Here is a 16,095-nt window from a genome sequence, read left to right as displayed (position 1 = left end):
CACCTGTCCGTGACGATGCGGATGCGCCAGGGGAATACGGGCGCCCTCGTTACTGTCGGAAAGGGCATGACCGTGTCGGAATTGCAGTGGGATGAGATCGATCGACGTGCGGTGGACACCGCGCGGATCCTGGCGGCGGACGCCGTGCAGAAGGTCGGCAACGGTCACCCCGGAACGGCGATGAGCCTCGCGCCCGTGGCGTATCTCCTCTACCAGCGGGTCCTGCGCCACGACCCGACGGACACCGACTGGCTGGGTCGCGACCGCTTCATCCTCTCGGTCGGCCACTCCTCGCTGACGCAGTACGTGCAGCTCTACCTCGGCGGCTTCGGTCTCGAGCTCAGCGACCTCGAATCCTTGCGCACCTGGGGCTCGCTGACCCCGGGTCACCCGGAGTACGGACACACCAAGGGTGTCGAGATCACCACAGGCCCTCTCGGCCAGGGCCTCGCCTCCGCCGTCGGGTTCGCCTACGCCGCCCGCTACGAGCGCGGCCTGTTCGACCCTGAGGCCGCGGCAGGCACGAGCCCGTTCGATCACTACGTCTATGTCGTCGCGGGCGACGGCGACCTGCAGGAGGGCGTCACCAGCGAGGCCTCGTCGCTCGCCGGCCACCAGCAGCTCGGCAACCTCATCGCGATCTACGACTCCAACCAGATCTCCATCGAGGGCGACACGAACGTCGCCTTCACCGAGGACGTCGCCGCCCGCTACCGCTCCTACGGCTGGCAGGTGCTCGAGGTCGACTGGACCCGGACCGGCGAGTACGTCGAGGACGTCGCCGAGCTGCTCGGCGCGATCGAGGACGGCAAGGCGGAGACCGCCAAGCCGACCCTGATCATCCTGAAGACGGTCATCGGCTACCCGGCGCCGAACAAGAAGGGCACCGAGTCGGTGCACGGCAACGCGCTGGGCGCGGACGAGGTCGCCGCCACCAAGGAGGTGCTCGGCTTCGACCCGACGAAGAGCTTCGTCGTCGAGGATGCCGTCATCGCGCACACCCGCGAGCTGGTCGGCCGCTCGGCCGAGGCGCGTGCCGCATGGCAGGCCGACTTCGACGCGTGGGCCGCCGCGAACCCAGAGCGCAAGGCGCTGCTGGACCGCCTCGAGGCGCAGGTGCTGCCCGATGGCATCGAGAACGCCCTCCCGGTCTTCGAGGGAGGCACCGAGGTCTCCACCCGCGCCGCCAGCGGCAAGGTGATCAACGCGCTCGCTCCCGAGCTGCCCGAGCTGTGGGGCGGCTCCGCCGACCTCGCCGGCTCCAACAACACGACGATCTCCCCCGCGGCATCGTTCATCCCGGCCGAGTGGTCCACCCACGACTGGACGGGCAGCCCCTACGGGCGCGTCCTGCACTTCGGCATCCGCGAGCACGCGATGGGCTCGATCCTGAACGGCATCACGCTGCACGGCAAGACGCGCTCCTTCGGCGGCACGTTCCTGATCTTCAGCGACTACATGCGCCCGGCGGTGCGCCTCGCGGCGTTGATGGACATCCCGAGCATCTTCGTCTGGACGCACGACTCCGTCGCGCTGGGCGAGGACGGCCCGACGCACCAGCCCATCGAGCAGCTCGCGACGCTGCGCGCGATCCCGAACTTCACGGTCGTGCGCCCGGCGGACGGCAACGAGACCGCGGCCGCCTGGCTGGAGATCCTGCGTCGTCACGGTGGCCCCGTGGGCATCGCCCTCACCCGCCAGAACGTGCCGAACGTGTCCCGCGGCACGGGCGAGGCATCCGGTGAGGTCTTCGCATCCGCTGCGAACACCTCCAAGGGCGCCTACGTGCTGGCCGAGGCACCGAACGGCACGCCGGACGTGATCCTCATCGCCACCGGCTCCGAGGTTCAGCTGGCCGTGTCGGCGCGCGAGACCCTCGCCGCGGACGGAGTCAACGCCCGCGTCGTATCGGCACCGTCTCTGGAGTGGTTCGCCGAGCAGGATGCCGCCTACCGCGAGTCCGTCCTGCCGTCCGCCGTCACCGCGCGCGTCTCCGTCGAGGCGGGCTCCGTCCTCAGCTGGCGCGGCATCGTCGGCGACAAGGGCCGTTCCATCGGCATCGACCACTTCGGCGCATCCGCCGACTACAAGACCCTGTTCCAGAAGTTCGGCATCACCGCCGAGGCCGTCGTCGAGGCGGCGCGCGAGACCCTCAAGGAGAACGCATGAGCACCCCCACCGCACAGCTCCACGACGCCGGCGTCAGCATCTGGCTGGACGACCTCTCCCGCACCCGCATCAGCTCCGGCAACCTCGCCGAGCTGATCGAGACGCGCAACATCACGGGTGTCACCACGAACCCGACGATCTTCGCGAACGCGATCACCAACCCTGACGACACCTCCTACGACGCCCAGGTGACCGAGCTCGCCGCTTCCGGCGCGACCGCCGAGGACGCCGTCTTCGCTGCGACGACGCAGGACGTGGCCGCAGCCCTGGACGTGTTCCGCCCCGTCTGGGAGGCCTCAGGACACGTCGACGGCCGCGTCTCGATCGAGGTCTCGCCCGACCTCGCCCACGACACCGATGGCACCGTCGCACAGGCGAAGCAGCTCTGGGCGAAGATCGACCGTCCCAACCTCCTCGTGAAGATCCCGGCCACCAAGGCGGGCCTTCCGGCCATCGCCCAGGCGATCGGTGCAGGCATCAGCGTCAACGTCACCCTGATCTTCAGCCTGGAGCGCTACGCCGAGGTCATCGAGGCATACCTCACCGGCCTCGAGACGGCAAAGGCGGCGGGCATCGACCTGTCGACGATCCAGTCGGTCGCCTCGTTCTTCGTGTCGCGCGTCGACACCGAGACCGACAAGCGTCTCACCGCGATCGGGACCGACGCGGCGCTCGCGCTCAAGAGCAAGGCCGGCCTCGCCAACGCGCGTCTCGCCTACGAGCTCTTCGAGAACACCTTCGCCGGCGACCGCGCCGCAGCGCTGCTCGCCGCAGGCGCGAACCTGCAGCGCCCGCTGTGGGCGTCCACCGGCGTCAAGGACCCGGCGCTGCCGGACACCCTGTACGTCACGGAGCTCGTCGCGAAGGGCGTCGTCAACACCATGCCCGAGAAGACCCTCGAGGCGACCTTCGACCATGGCGTCGTCACCGGCGACACCATCACCGGCGGCTACGACGAGGCGAAGACGGTGTTCGCCGGTCTCGCCGAGGTCGGCGTCGACTTCGCAGACGTCACCCAGGTCCTGGAGGACGAGGGCGTCGCGAAGTTCATCGAATCCTGGCATGACCTGCTCACCCAGGTCGCCGCGGGCCTGGAGGCCCAGCGGTGACATTCGCCCTGCACGCCTCCGGCGGGGCGGCGGCGGCCATCGATTCGGCCGTCCCCGCCCTCGTCGGCGGGTTGGTCGCATCCCGGCTCACCGCGGGAGATGCGACCCTGTGGGGCCCCGAGGCCGAGGCGGAGGCCTCGATCCGGCTGGGCTGGGTGGAGGCGGTCTCCGTCTCCCGACCGCTCGTGCCCGAGATCGTCGCCCTGCGCGAGGAACTCGCGGCCAAGGGCGTGCACCGGATCGTCCTTGCAGGCATGGGCGGCTCTTCGCTCGCGCCGGAGGTCATCGCCCGCACCGCTGGCGTGCCGCTGACGATCCTCGACTCGACGGCGCCGGGCCAGGTGCTCTCGGCCATCGATGACGGACTCGAGCAGACCGCACTGGTGGTCTCCTCCAAGTCCGGCTCGACCGTCGAGACCGACTCCCAGCGCCGGGCCTTCGAGGCCGCTTTCCGCGACCTCGGCATCGACCCTGCGGAGCGCATCGTCGTGGTGACCGATCCCGGCTCGCCGCTGGACGCCTCCGCGCGCGATGCGGGCTACCGCGTCTTCACGGCCGATCCGAACGTGGGCGGGCGCTACTCCGCCCTGACGGCATTCGGGCTCGTCCCCGCGGGGCTCGCCGGTGCCGACATCGCGGAGCTGCTCGATGAGGCCGAGGCCTCGTTGCTCGAGGTGGCCGTCGACTCGGCGGAGAACCCGGCGCTGCGGCTCGCGGCGGCGATCGCCGCAACCTCTCCGCGCCGCGACAAGCTCGGCCTGATCACGGATGGCACGCACATCCAGGGGCTCCCGGACTGGATCGAGCAGCTCGTCGCCGAGTCGACGGGCAAGGAGGGCACCGGCATCCTGCCCGTCGTGCTCCTGCCGGTCTCTCCGGAGCTCGAGACGGAGACGCCGGACCTGCAGATCGTGCGTCTCGTGGACGACGCGAACGAGTTCCACCTGCGTGAACCGCATCCCGGCGAGATCCTCGTCAGCGGCACGCTGGGCGCGAGCTTCGTCGTGTGGGAGCACGCGACAGCGATCGCCGGTCACCTGCTCGGCATCAATCCGTTCGACCAGCCGGACGTGGAGTCGGCGAAGGAGGCCGCTCGTGGCCTCCTCGATGCGCGCCCCGCAGCCGCGTCCCCCGCGTTCGTGGAGAACGGCGTCGAGGTGCGGGTCTCCGATGCCTCGCTCGCCGCCTCCGGCACGCTGGAGGGCGTCCTCGACGCGCTCTGGGCGAGGATTCCCGAGTCGGGGTATGTCGCGATCCACGCCTACGTGAACCGTCTCGACCTCCCGCAGCTGCAGGGCCTTCGCGAGCTCGTCGCGGCGGATGCCGGGCGTCCGACCACCTTCGGCTGGGGGCCGCGCTTCCTGCACTCCACCGGGCAGTACCACAAGGGCGGTCCCGCGGAGGGCGTGTTCGTGCAGATCCTGGAACGCACGGATGTGGATCTGGAGATCCCCGGCCGCCCATTCACCTTCGGCCAGCTCATCCAGGCGCAGGCGGCGGGAGACGCCGCCGTCCTCGCCGAGCACGGTCGACCGGTCGTATCCCTGACGATCACCGATTCCTCGGTGGACGTCCTCACCCTCTTCGAAGCCGCTCAGAAGTAGTTCTGTAGGAGAACACCCCACTGATGTCTGTCCCCATCACCCGCGGGAACAACCCGCTGCGCGACCCAGACGATCGCCGCCTGAACCGGATCGCCGGCCCGAGCGCCCTCGTGATCTTCGGTGTCACCGGCGATCTCTCGCGCAAGAAGCTCATGCCCGCCGTCTACGACCTCGCGAACCGCGGGCTGCTGCCGCCGGGGTTCGCTCTCGTCGGGTTCGCCCGCCGCGACTGGGAGGATCAGGACTTCGCCCAGGTCGTGCACGACGCCGTCAAGCAGCATGCGCGCACGCCCTTCCGCGAGGAGACATGGCAGCAGCTGCTGCAGGGCATCCGCTTCGTCTCGGGCGAGTTCGACGATCCGGACGCCTTCGCCAGGCTCCGCGACACGTTGCACACGCTCGACGCGGAGCGCGGCACCATGGGCAACCACGCGTTCTACCTCTCGATCCCGCCCAAGGCGTTCCCCGTGGTAGCACGTCAGCTGAAGGACTCCGGTCTCGTCGGCGACGAGGTCGACGAGGATCACTGGCGTCGCGTGGTCATCGAGAAGCCCTTCGGGCACGACCTCGAATCGGCGAGGGACCTGAACAAGGCGCTCGAGGTGGCGTTCGCACCCGACTCGATCTTCCGCATCGACCACTACCTCGGCAAGGAGACGGTCCAGAACATCCTGGCGCTGCGCTTCGCGAACGAGCTCTATGAGCCGATCTGGAACCGCAACTACGTCGACCACGTCCAGATCACCATGGCTGAGGACATCGGCGTCGGCGGTCGCGCCGGCTACTACGACGGCGTCGGCGCCGCGCGGGACGTCATCCAGAACCACCTGCTGCAGCTGCTCGCGCTCACCGCGATGGAGGAGCCGATCAGCCTCTCCGCCGAGCACCTGCGGGCGGAGAAGGAGAAGGTCCTCGCCGCCGTCCACCTCCCCGAGGACCTGTCGCACGCGACCGCGCGCGGCCAGTATGCAGGCGGTTGGCAGGGCGGCGAGCAGGTCACCGGCTTCCTCGATGAGGACGGCATGAACCCCGCCTCCGCGACGGAGACCTACGCGGCGATCAAGCTTGAGATCGACACCCGCCGCTGGGCCGGTGTGCCGTTCTATCTGCGCACGGGCAAGCGCCTCGGCCGCCGGGTCACCGAGATCGCCGTGGTGTTCAAGCGCGCCCCCGAGCACCTCTTCGGTCGCTCGAACGCCTCGGAGCTCGGCCAGAACGCCCTCGTGATCCGCGTGCAGCCCGATGAGGGCGTCACGATCCGCTTCGGGTCGAAGGTGCCTGGCGCCGGTACGAACGTGCGCGACGTCACGATGGACTTCGGATACGGCCACGCCTTCACCGAGGCGAGCCCCGAGGCGTACGAGCGCCTCATCCTCGATGTCCTCCTCGGCGACCCGCCCCTCTTCCCCCGCCACGAGGAGGTCGAGCTGAGCTGGAAGATCCTCGATCCCGTGGAGGAGTACTGGGCCGCGGAGGGCGGCCCGGTGGAGCAGTACGCACCCGGTTCGTGGGGCCCGGCATCCGCCGACGCTCTGCTTGCCCGCGACGGACGAGTCTGGAGACGACCGTGATCATCGACCTTCCCGACACGACCGTCAGCCAGGTCGCCAAGAAGCTCGTCAGCGTGCGCGAGGAGGGCGGCGCCGTCGCCCTCGGCCGCGTCCTCACCCTCGTGATCGCCGCCAGAAACGGCGTCGCGGAGGCCGCCATCGATGCAGCCAACGACGCTTCCCGCGAGCATCCGATGCGTGTCATCGTGCTCACCACGGGCGACGGGGAATCGCACCTCGACGCCCAGATCCGCGTCGGCGGCGACGCCGGTGCGAGCGAGGTAGTCGTGCTCCGCGCCTACGGCGACGCGGCGAGCAATGAGGAGAGCCTCATCACGGGGCTGCTCCTGCCTGATGCGCCTGTGGTGGCGTGGTGGCCGGAGCAGGCGCCGACGGATCCTTCATCCTCCCCGCTCGGGCGGATCGCGCAGCGTCGCATCACGGATGCGGCGACCTCGCCTGATGTCCGTGATCGCCTCGCCCTGCTCGACAAGACGCACGCCCCCGGCGACACCGACCTCGCATGGACCCGTCTGACGCACTGGCGCGAGCAGCTCGCCGCGGTGCTCGATCAGCCTCCGTTCGAACCGGTCACCGCCGTCGAGGTGCGCGGTTCCGCCGCGTCTCCTTCGACCGCACTGCTGGCGGCCTGGCTGCGACTCGCGCTGGACGTGCCCGTGCACTGGGCCTACGAGGACCCCGCGACGTGGAACGAGGGCATCAAGTCGGTGCGGCTCACCCGCGCGTCAGGGGACATCCTGCTCACGCGTCCCGTGCCGGGTACCGCCGTGCTCACGCAGCCGGGTCAGCCCGATCACGACCTGCATCTGCCGCGGCGCACGCTGCGCGAGTGCCTGGCCGAAGAGCTCCGCCGCCTCGACCCCGACGTCCTGTACGGTCGAGTGATCACCGAGGGCTGGGAGAGGCTCGGTCCGCCCGAGACGGGAGCGTGAGCACCATGGAGGCTGCCGCCGAGAAGACCGTCGTCGTCGAGGCGACCCCGCAGGCGCTTGCCGCGCGGGTCGCCGACCGGTTCCTCGCACGGGTCCGCGCGAGGACGCGGAACGGACGGGTCGCGCACATCGCGTTGACCGGCGGCTCGATGGGCGGCGCCGTGCTCTCGGCGGTGCGCACCCATCCGCGGGCCGGCGAGATCGACTGGTCCCTCGTGCACTTCTGGTGGGGCGACGAGCGCTTCGTCTCCAGGGACGACGCCGACCGCAACGCGAGGCAGTCCAGGCAGGCACTGCTCGATCACATCCCCGTCCCGCCCCACAACGTGCACGAGGTGGCCGGGGCGGACGAGGGTGTCGGACTCGACGAGGCGGCTGCGGCATACGCGGCGGAGCTGGCCCGCTTCGGCACACCGGAGCAGCCATGGCCCTCGTTCGCGGTGTGCTTCCTCGGTGTGGGCCCCGATGGCCACATCGCGTCGCTCTTCCCCGACCGCGCCGAGGTGACGGTGACGGATGCGGCGGCGCTGCCGGTGCGCGACTCCCCCAAGCCGCCGCCGGAGCGCGTCACCCTGACGCGTCCGGTGATCAACTCGTCCAAGCGCGTGTGGCTGGTGCTCACCGGCGCGGACAAGGCCTCCGCGCTCGGGCTGGCACTCGCCGGCGCGAGCTACACGAGCGTGCCCGTAGCCGGCGCCAAGGGGCGCAAGCGCACGGTGTTCTTCGTCGACGAGGCAGCGGCCTCAGAGGTCTCCCCCGACCTCATCGATCAGGCGTACTGAACCCGGCGAGCAGTCCCTAGCTCGCTGAGCCCCACCACTGAGCTCGCTGAGCCTGTCAAAGCGAGGGATCAGCGCACGCCGCCCGCAGGCGGCTGCGGTCCTTCGCGATCGCTTCCGCGCGTGATACCGAGATCCTGGCTCTCGCTGAGCACCTGCGGATGGTAGCGCGCCAGACCGACGACTCCCCAGACCGCGATCGCGCCGGAGACGCCGAAGGCGACGAGAACCCAGCCGGGTGCGGCATCCGCCTCCCCGAGCACCAGGGCGCCGATGAGGACGGCCACGAGCGGATCGACCACGGTGAGACCGGCGATCACGAGGTCCGGTGGGCCGGAGCTGTACGCGGTCTGCACGAAGTACGCGCCGACCGCGGCGGCAGCGATGAGCGCGAGCACGCAGACCGCGGTGACCCAGTCGAACTCCCCCGCCTTGACGCGCACGATGACCGTCTTGGCGAGCGTCGCGACGAAGCCGTAGAGGATGCCTGCTCCGACGACGTAGAACAGCGCACGCATGCGGTGGCGGAGGATGAGCCAGCATGCGCCGAGAAGGATGATCACCACGAGCAGGATCACGAGGATCGTGAACAGCTCATCGGTCGTGATCTCCTTCTCGACCGCGTAGATCGCGGCGAAGAACACGAAGATGAAGATGCCGCCCACACACGCCGCGATGGCGATGAGCGACTGCCTGGTCGGAGTGTGGCCGGAGACGCGGGCGTTGAGCAGGGTCGTCATCACCAGGGCGATCGCGCCCAGGGGCTGCACCACGATGAGGGGGGCGACGGAGAGCGCGGCGAGCTGGCAGACGATCGCCAGCCCGAGCATGAGCGTTCCGATGATCCAGGACGGACGGGTCAGCAGCCGTCCCAGCTGCGCCATGGAGAGGCCGGTGGCGCCATCCTCCCCGCTGAGGCGCTCGACCTTTTCGACACCGCGGTGCTGATACTGCGCGCCGAGCGACATGAAGACGGCTCCGGCGAGAGCGAGCGGGATGCCGAGCAGGAGGCCGGGGTTCTGGAACACACCGACGAGCTGGTCGCCGACGTCGACCCCCGCCATCCACACATCCGCACGCACACTAAGACCATACCCGGCGGTACGTCGCGGGTAGGGTTATGGCGTGGCTGTTCTTCCGATTCGCATCATGGGCGACCCCGTCCTGCACTCCCCCGCCGCCGAGGTCGAGGAGATCACCGACGAGGTCCGCACGCTCGTCGCGGACATGTACGAGACGATGGATGCCGCGCCCGGCGTCGGTCTCGCCGCGCCGCAGGTCGGCGTCCCCCTGCGCATCTATACATACGCTTACATCGATGACGACGACCGCCCCTGGCGCGGCGTCCTCATCAACCCCGTGCTGTGGATGTCGCCGCCAGAGCCCGGCTCTCCCGACCCGGACGAGGAGTCCGAGGGGTGCCTCTCCTTCCCCGGGGAACGGTTCCCGCTCCGCCGATCCGATCGCGTCCTCGTGACCGGCATCGACCTGGATGGCGCAGCCGTGCGCATCGAGGTCGACGGCTGGCGCGCACGCATCATGCAGCACGAGTTCGATCACCTCGACGGCATCCTTTACGTCGATCGCCTGTCCGACGGGGACTGGAAGACCGCCCAGAAGATCGCCCGCAAGCGGGGCTGGGGAAAACCCGGCGCGCGCTGGACGCCGGGCGTCGACCACCTCGAGGCGTGACGGCCGCGTATTCAGCCGCTAGACAGGATCTTCCAAGTTGCGTCACAGGTTCAAGGCTCGGTACGGTTCCTGAGGCGGGGTGAACGCATCCCCCAAAATCTCTTATTCCGAGGGGGAATGACACCATGATGAAGCTGCGCACGCGACGCGCACTCGCACTCGCCGGTTCCGCGGCCGTCCTGAGCATCGCGCTCACCGGCTGCAGCGCCCTGAACGGCCTGCTCGGCGGCGGTGACGCACCGCGCGACGACGAGGGCAACGTGACCGAGGAGTCGAACGTCGACATCTTCTCGCTGAAGCTGGGCGACTGCCTTCCCGAGAGCGCGATGACCGGCGGAGAGACCTCCGACGCGGACCTCGTGCCCTGCGACCAGCCGCACGTCTACGAGGTCTACTACGAGTTCGACCTCGCCGACGGCGAGTTCCCTGGCAGCGACGCGATCTACACCGAGGTCGAGGCCCAGTGCATGCCGGCGTTCGAGGACTTCGTCGGTCTGGACTACGCCTCCTCCACGCTGGACATCACCTGGTACGAGCCCACCGAGTCGAGCTGGGCATCGAACGACCGCCTCGTCCAGTGCCTGATCTTCGACACGGTCAACGCCGAGGTCGAGGGGTCGCTCGCCGGCGTCGCCCGCTGATCCGACACCACTCGAACAGGAAGGGCCCGCGCATCTGCGCGGGCCCTTCGTGTGTCCCTGGCGCCGCTCATGCGAATCACGCGTCTTGCACTACCCTCGACGTGTCTTGCGTCCGGCACATGCGCTGCGGAGAATGCGCACCTAAAAGGGAGAAGGCGCCCGTCCCGAGGAGGGACAGGCGCCTTCATGAGCTCCCCGGCTTGGACTCGAACCAAGAACCTGCCGGTTAACAGCCGGCTGCTCTGCCAATTGAGCTACCGAGGATCATCCTCTGCTGCCGAAGCAACTCCACTAGCTTAGCAAACTCCAGGACGTGCGCATGACACCAGGTCGCACTTTCGCGCGCCCGGGAGTGTCGCGCTCAGCGACGCGAATCCGCCTCCGCGTTGGGCACCCAGAGCAGATCGTCGCCGACACCGCGTGCGACCACATGCCCCCCGCGCAGCATCAGGGTCTCTGCGTTGAGTTCACGGATGAAGGCGGCGTCGTTGGTCACCAGAAGCGCCCCCATCCCCTGCTCGCGACGGCGGCGGGTGATCGCATCGAAGACGACGGGCCGGACTTCGAGGTCGAGGTTCGCGAGGATCTCATCGGCGATGAGCACCTTCGGCTCCAGAACGAATGCCCGCGCGATCGCCACCCGCTGACGCATGCCTGCGCTGAGCTCGTAGGGGAACTTCCCTGCCGTGCCCAGCGGGAGGTGCAACTCGTCGAGCAGGGTCGCGACGCGGATGGAGAGCGCCTTCGCGTTGACCTTCTTCTCCCTGATGAGGATGGGTTCCGCGATCACCTCGTTGACCGTCAGGCTGGGCGGGAGATCCGCCCCAGCGCCCTGCGGCACGAATCCGCTGGCGTAGGTGAGCTCACGATGGCGCCGCCCCGGCTTTCGCACATTCACGCCGCAGACGACGGCGCTTCCGCCCACGATCCGCACCGAGGGGTCCGTGGAGCCGGCCAGAGCAGCCACGAGGGTCGATTTGCCGGAACCCGTCGGCCCCGCCACGCAGAGCAGCGCACCGGGCTCCACACTGAACGACACCCCGTCCACGGCCCGAGTGGGCGCGCCGTGACCGAGGCGGTCGATGACGAGATCGGAGCAGTCGATGACGTTCGACGATTCGGGACTGCGAGACATGCGTCCATCCTCCCCCGCGCTGCGCGGCGGCAGCCGTTACGACTCGGTGAACCGCTGACGTTCCAGGTCGATGTCCCTCAGCCGGACGCGCAGCGCGCGCCCGCCATCGGAATCGGCCGGCACCCGCTGCACGGCGGCCAGCAGCTCGTGCTTCTCGCGGTCCAGACCGCGCACGATCAGTCGTCGCGAGAGATCCGTCGTCGAGGCGATCGCACCCGCCTCATCGCGCGCGGGGAACGATGTCATGAGCAGCTCGTCGGCGAGCGACCGGTACGGCTCGCGGACGCGGTTGACGGCTTCCGTGACCCACCCCGCTCTCGTCCGGTCGGCCGAGAGGACGGTCTCGCGCACGGCGTCGAGGGCGGGATGCCGGAAAGGATGCGAGAGCGCCGTGGCGAGCAGCTCCTGGTCGACCCTGTGGCCGTACTGCAGCACGCCGATGAGGGCGTCGCGCTCCAGCGCCGCATCCGCGCCACGCGGCAGGCTCGCCAGCGTCACCGCCGCGACGACCTGTCCACCGGACCCCGCCTCGGCGGGTGTCGCCGCGGTCTCCTGGCGTTGAGGTTGACGTGCCGCACCCCTGGCTGCGCGCTCGACCTCCCGATGCACCTCGGTGGGGTCCATGCCCAGCCTCCGCGCCAGCACGCGCTCGTAGCCGGGACGGAGCAGCCGGTCCCGGATCTCGGCCACGATCGGCGCGGCCGCGCGCAGCGCGCCGACCTGCCCCTCCACCGTGGCGAGGTCGAAGGAGGCGAGCTTGCGGTCGATCGCGAACTCGAACATCGGCACTTTCGCGTCCATGAGGCCGCGCACGGCCGCGTCTCCGCGCTGCAGTCGCAGATCGCAGGGGTCGAGGCCGTCCGGCGCGACGGCGACGAAGGTCTGCGCGTTGAACCGATCGTCCTCGCTGAACGCTCGCAGCGCAGCCTTCTGCCCCGCCTCATCGCCGTCGAAGGTGAACACGACCTCGCCCGCCGCCGAGTCGTCGCCCATCACACGGCGGAGGACCTTGATGTGCTCGGTGCCGAACGCCGTCCCGCACGTCGCGATCGCTGTCGTGAGCCCGGCGAGGTGGGCCGCCATCACATCCGTGTACCCCTCGACGACGACGACGCGTCGCGGGACGCCGCGTGAGATGTCGCGCTTGGCGAGGTCGAGCCCGTAGAGCACCTGCGCCTTCTTGTAGATCGGCGTCTCCGGCGTGTTCAGGTACTTCGGACCTTGGTCGTCGTCGTAGAGCTTGCGGGCGCCGAAGCCGATCGTCTGGCCGGTGACATCGCGGATGGGCCAGACGAGGCGACCGCGGAATCGATCGTACACGCCGCGCTGGCCCTGGGAGACGAGTCCGGCGGCGAGCAGTTCCTCCCTGGTGAAGCCCTGGGCGGTGAGCGCCTTGAGCATGCCGTCCCATCCGCGGGGGGCGTATCCGACGCTGAAGTGGGCGGCGGCTCCGGCATCGAAGCCGCGCTCGCCGAGGAACCGCCTGCCCGCCTCCGCCTCGGCCGACAGCAGCTGGCCTCGGAAGAATTCCGCGGCAGCGGAGTTGGCGGCATACAGACGGCTGCGCCCGCTCGTCTCGGGTGCGGCGCCCCCGTCCTCGTAGTGCAGTGCGTACCCCAGGCGTCCGGCGAGCCGCTCCACCGCCTCGGTGAAGCTGACATGATCCATCTCACGGAGGAACGAGTAGACGTCGCCGGATTCGCCGCATCCGAAGCAGTGGTAGTACCCGACCTGCGGGCGCACGTGGAAGCTCGGGCTCTTCTCGTCATGGAACGGGCACAGTCCCTTGAGGGACCCGACGCCGGCGGACTTCAGCGCGACCCGCTCCCCGACGATGTCCGCGATGTTCGTGCGGGCCTTGACCTCATCGACGTCGGCCTGCCGGATGCGGGGCATCAGATCGCCCCTTCGGAGACCGTCCGCGGAGTGATGTGGGCCCTGGCGCCTGGACGAGCGTGGCGCGGCGTCCAGATGCCGACCTCGGCCGGATCGACATCGCCCACGAGCCTGCCGTGCCAGTCCAGCGCGGTCTGGTCGGTGAGGCTCGCGATCTGGTCGACGACGACCCGCGCCCGCTCTGCGTCGGTCTTCGCCGCCATGAAGTCCGCGGCGAACGCCGGCTCCAGCACGTCTGCACCGGCGATCCAGAGGGCATCGGTCGACCAGAGCGCGTCCGCGAGGCGCTTGAGCACCCGGCGCTGCTCCTTGTAGACGCCCCGGCGCGCATCGATCGTGACGATGGATTGACCCATGATGCCCTTGAGCACGGCGATCTCGGTCTCGACCACGCGCGGCACCACGACGTGGGCGTTGTAGCGGGCGAGCGAAGAGCCGCCATAGGCCGCTCTGGTCTCAGTGACCGCGGCCCTGGCGAAGCGGCCGATCAGGTCGCTCGTCAGGTTCTTCAAGCGCGCCAGGTCCTGACGAGACCGGTCGAAGGAGCGCAGCCACATCTGCTGCGAGGAGAGTCGGTAGAGCGCATCCGCGAGCTCTTCACGGGTGAAGTCGTAGCCGACCCACTGCTGCACGCGGCTGAGCAGGGCCTCGTGCTCGGCGGGGTCGGAGAGCTGGGCGACGTCGAGATAGCCGTTCACGATGGCGTCCTCGAAGTCGTGCACGGAATAGCCGATGTCGTCCGAGAGGTCCATGATCTCCGCCTCGATGCAGCGCAGGCGCCCAGGCGCCCCCTCGCGCATCCAGCGGAAGACCGCTTCGTCCTCCGGGTACACGCCGAACTTCAGCCTGCCGCCGGGGTCCGGCACGGGGTTGTCGACGGTCCACGGATACTTGCAGGTCGCATCGAGGCTCGCGCGGGTCAGGTTCAGCCCCACGGATCGCTCGTCGTCGTCCAGCACCTTGGCCTCGAGCCGGGTGAGGATGCGCAACGACTGGGCGTTCCCTTCGAAGCCGCCGATGTCCTCGGCCCATTCGTTGAGCGCGCGCTCGCCATTGTGTCCGAAGGGGGGATGCCCGAGATCGTGACTGAGGCACGCCGTGTCGACGACGTCCGCAGAGACCCCGAGAGCGACGGCGAGCTCCCGCCCCACCTGGGCGACCTCCAGCGAGTGGGTCAGCCGGTTCCTGGCGAAGTCGGCTGTCGACGCAGGGCTCAGCACCTGGGTCTTCGCCGCAAGGCGGCGCAGCGCAGCCGAGTGCAGCACCCTGGCCCTGTCGCGTGCGAAGTCATCGCGTTCGGAGCGATGCGTCTCGGCGAAGAAGCGCTCGGTGTCATGCCCGCCGTAGCCCTCGACGGGCGAAGACCCCTCAGCCACCACTGTTCTCGATCTCCGCTCCGCGCAGCATCTCCTGCGTCTCCGTGGCGACGTCGCGGGACTCCAGCCACTTGTCCGGAAGCGCAGGCCGCTTGGGATGACCCGCACGCCCGCGCTGCCCCTCGGCATCCGCACCGGGGTACGGAGCCGAGCGGTCGAGCTCACCGAGCAGATCGTCCATCTGCGCGAGGCTCTCGACCTTCGCGAGCGCCGTCCGCAGCTCCCCGCCGACCGGATAGCCCTTGAAGTACCAGGACACGTGCTTGCGGATGTCGCGACAGCCGCGATCCTCGTCCTCGAAGAACTCCACGAGGAGATCGGCGTGTCTGCGGAAGGCATCGGCGACGAAACCCAGCGTCGCATCGACGGGACGGGACTCCGCCCCGAACGCCGCGGCGAGATCGCCGAACAGCCACGGCCTGCCGAGGCATCCGCGCCCGACGACGACGCCGTCGCAGCCGGTCTCGGCCATCATCCGCACCGCGTCGTCGGCCGACCAGATGTCGCCGTTGCCGAGCACGGGGATGCTCGTGACGGCCTGCTTGAGCTCGCCGATCGCGTTCCAGTCGGCGTGCCCCGAGTAGAACTCGCTCGCGGTGCGCGCATGCAGCGCCACCGCCGCAGCACCCGCATTCTCAGCGGCACGCCCCGCGTCGAGGAACGTGAGGTGATCGCGATCGATGCCCTTGCGCATCTTCACCGTCAGCGGGATGTCGCCCGCTGCCTTCACCGCCTGGTCGACGATGTCGGCGAACAGCGTCGTCTTCCAGGGAAGAGCCGCTCCCCCGCCCTTGCGGGTCACCTTCGGAACCGGGCAGCCGAAGTTCAGGTCGATGTGATCGGCATGGTCCTCGGCGACGATGATCCGGACCGCCTCAGCGATGGTTCCTGGATCGACGCCGTAGAGCTGGATCGACCTCGGCGTCTCGGACTCGTGGTGGCGGATCAGGCGCATCGTGACGTCGTTGCGCTCGACGAGCGCGCGCGAGGTGATCATCTCGCTGACGTAGAGGCCCGCACCGTACTCACGGCACAGCCGTCGGAAGGCGGTGTTGGTGATCCCGGCCATGGGGGCCAGGACGACGGGAACGTCGATGTCGATCGGGCCGATACGCAGCGGCCTGGCGGGAGCGGGAGCGATAGTCATGACCCGTCCATTCTCCCACCGACTCGGCCCTCGGCGGCCCAGCG

At 69.4% G+C, this 16,095-nt stretch carries 13 protein-coding genes and 1 tRNA gene; 8 read left to right on the top strand and 6 right to left on the bottom strand.

Annotation, left to right across the window (positions count from 1 at the left end):
- Nucleotides 1-72 precede the first annotated feature (72 nt).
- Genes tkt through pgl form a run of 6 tightly spaced genes read left to right on the top strand, consistent with a single transcriptional unit; the run spans nt 73 to nt 8,167 of the window.
- The gene (tkt, locus tag ACWGJP_RS10910; RefSeq protein ID WP_452330367.1) at nt 73-2,169 is read left to right on the top strand and encodes a transketolase; all 2,097 of its coding nucleotides are present in this window, start codon (nt 73-75) and stop codon (nt 2,167-2,169) included.
- A complete protein-coding gene (gene tal, locus ACWGJP_RS10905) occupies nt 2,166-3,278 on the top strand; it encodes a transaldolase (RefSeq protein WP_452329816.1) in 1,113 nt (370 codons plus the stop codon). Before tkt ends, tal begins: the two co-directional genes overlap by 4 nt.
- On the top strand, nt 3,275-4,882 hold the full coding sequence (locus ACWGJP_RS10900; RefSeq protein WP_452329815.1) for a glucose-6-phosphate isomerase: 1,608 nt from the start codon (nt 3,275-3,277) through the stop codon (nt 4,880-4,882). Before tal ends, ACWGJP_RS10900 begins: the two co-directional genes overlap by 4 nt.
- A 23-nt stretch (nt 4,883-4,905) precedes the next feature.
- Complete coding sequence (zwf, locus tag ACWGJP_RS10895) at nt 4,906-6,453, top strand: glucose-6-phosphate dehydrogenase (protein WP_452329814.1); 1,548 nt, start codon at nt 4,906-4,908, stop codon at nt 6,451-6,453.
- A complete protein-coding gene (locus ACWGJP_RS10890; protein ID WP_452329813.1) occupies nt 6,450-7,385 on the top strand; it encodes a glucose-6-phosphate dehydrogenase assembly protein OpcA in 936 nt (311 codons plus the stop codon). The genes zwf and ACWGJP_RS10890 overlap by 4 nt, the downstream gene beginning before the upstream one ends.
- Nucleotides 7,386-7,390: 5 nt before the next feature.
- Entirely contained in the window at nt 7,391-8,167 is a 777-nt protein-coding gene (gene pgl / locus ACWGJP_RS10885) for a 6-phosphogluconolactonase (protein WP_452330366.1), read from the top strand.
- A gap of 68 nt (nt 8,168-8,235) precedes the next feature.
- Here pgl and ACWGJP_RS10880 read toward each other — a convergent pair whose 3' ends face one another.
- Nucleotides 8,236-9,228 carry a DMT family transporter gene (locus ACWGJP_RS10880; protein ID WP_452329812.1) on the bottom strand — a complete coding sequence of 331 codons (993 nt, stop codon included), beginning with the start codon at nt 9,226-9,228 and terminating at the stop codon, nt 8,236-8,238.
- A 61-nt stretch (nt 9,229-9,289) separates the two neighbouring features.
- Here ACWGJP_RS10880 and def point away from each other — a divergent pair, with 61 nt between their 5' ends.
- Both def and ACWGJP_RS10870 read left to right on the top strand, forming a co-directional pair.
- Nucleotides 9,290-9,856: a peptide deformylase gene (def, locus tag ACWGJP_RS10875; protein ID WP_452329811.1), complete on the top strand. Its 567-nt coding sequence runs from the start codon at nt 9,290-9,292 to the stop codon at nt 9,854-9,856.
- A gap of 125 nt (nt 9,857-9,981) precedes the next feature.
- Nucleotides 9,982-10,497 carry a septum formation family protein gene (locus tag ACWGJP_RS10870; protein ID WP_452329810.1) on the top strand — a complete coding sequence of 172 codons (516 nt, stop codon included), beginning with the start codon at nt 9,982-9,984 and terminating at the stop codon, nt 10,495-10,497.
- A gap of 191 nt (nt 10,498-10,688) precedes the next feature.
- Here ACWGJP_RS10870 and ACWGJP_RS10865 read toward each other — a convergent pair.
- The 5 genes from ACWGJP_RS10865 to dusB form a co-directional block, all read right to left on the bottom strand.
- Nucleotides 10,689-10,761, bottom strand: a tRNA-Asn gene (locus tag ACWGJP_RS10865).
- Nucleotides 10,762-10,858: 97 nt separating this feature from the next.
- Complete coding sequence (locus ACWGJP_RS10860) at nt 10,859-11,632, bottom strand: ATP-binding cassette domain-containing protein (RefSeq protein ID WP_452329809.1); 774 nt, start codon at nt 11,630-11,632, stop codon at nt 10,859-10,861.
- 36 nt (nt 11,633-11,668) lie between these two features.
- The gene (dnaG, locus tag ACWGJP_RS10855; RefSeq protein ID WP_452329808.1) at nt 11,669-13,528 is read right to left on the bottom strand and encodes a DNA primase; all 1,860 of its coding nucleotides are present in this window, start codon (nt 13,526-13,528) and stop codon (nt 11,669-11,671) included.
- Nucleotides 13,528-14,907 (bottom strand): deoxyguanosinetriphosphate triphosphohydrolase, encoded by a 1,380-nt coding sequence (locus ACWGJP_RS10850; RefSeq protein WP_452329807.1) that lies wholly within the window; start codon nt 14,905-14,907, stop codon nt 13,528-13,530. Before ACWGJP_RS10850 ends, dnaG begins: the two co-directional genes overlap by 1 nt.
- On the bottom strand, nt 14,897-16,051 hold the full coding sequence (gene dusB, locus ACWGJP_RS10845) for a tRNA dihydrouridine synthase DusB (protein ID WP_452329806.1): 1,155 nt from the start codon (nt 16,049-16,051) through the stop codon (nt 14,897-14,899). The genes ACWGJP_RS10850 and dusB overlap by 11 nt, the downstream gene beginning before the upstream one ends.
- Between the last annotated feature and the right edge of the window lie 44 nt (nt 16,052-16,095).

Source organism: Microbacterium sp. NPDC055903, assembly GCF_053615555.1.
This window is presented reverse-complemented; position numbering and strand designations above follow the sequence as displayed.

What these genes read in the sequence shown, in the direction of transcription:
- ACWGJP_RS10880 (WP_452329812.1), bottom strand. Translation starts at nt 9,228, where the DNA reads ATGGCGGGGGTCGACGTCGGCGACCAGCTCGTCGGTGTGTTCCAGAAC.
- pgl (WP_452330366.1), top strand. Translation starts at nt 7,391, where the DNA reads ATGGAGGCTGCCGCCGAGAAGACCGTCGTCGTCGAGGCGACCCCGCAG.
- ACWGJP_RS10860 (WP_452329809.1), bottom strand. Translation starts at nt 11,632, where the DNA reads ATGTCTCGCAGTCCCGAATCGTCGAACGTCATCGACTGCTCCGATCTC.
- dnaG (WP_452329808.1), bottom strand. Translation starts at nt 13,528, where the DNA reads ATGCCCCGCATCCGGCAGGCCGACGTCGATGAGGTCAAGGCCCGCACG.
- tal (WP_452329816.1), top strand. Translation starts at nt 2,166, where the DNA reads ATGAGCACCCCCACCGCACAGCTCCACGACGCCGGCGTCAGCATCTGG.
- dusB (WP_452329806.1), bottom strand. Translation starts at nt 16,051, where the DNA reads ATGACTATCGCTCCCGCTCCCGCCAGGCCGCTGCGTATCGGCCCGATC.
- ACWGJP_RS10870 (WP_452329810.1), top strand. Translation starts at nt 9,982, where the DNA reads ATGATGAAGCTGCGCACGCGACGCGCACTCGCACTCGCCGGTTCCGCG.
- zwf (WP_452329814.1), top strand. Translation starts at nt 4,906, where the DNA reads ATGTCTGTCCCCATCACCCGCGGGAACAACCCGCTGCGCGACCCAGAC.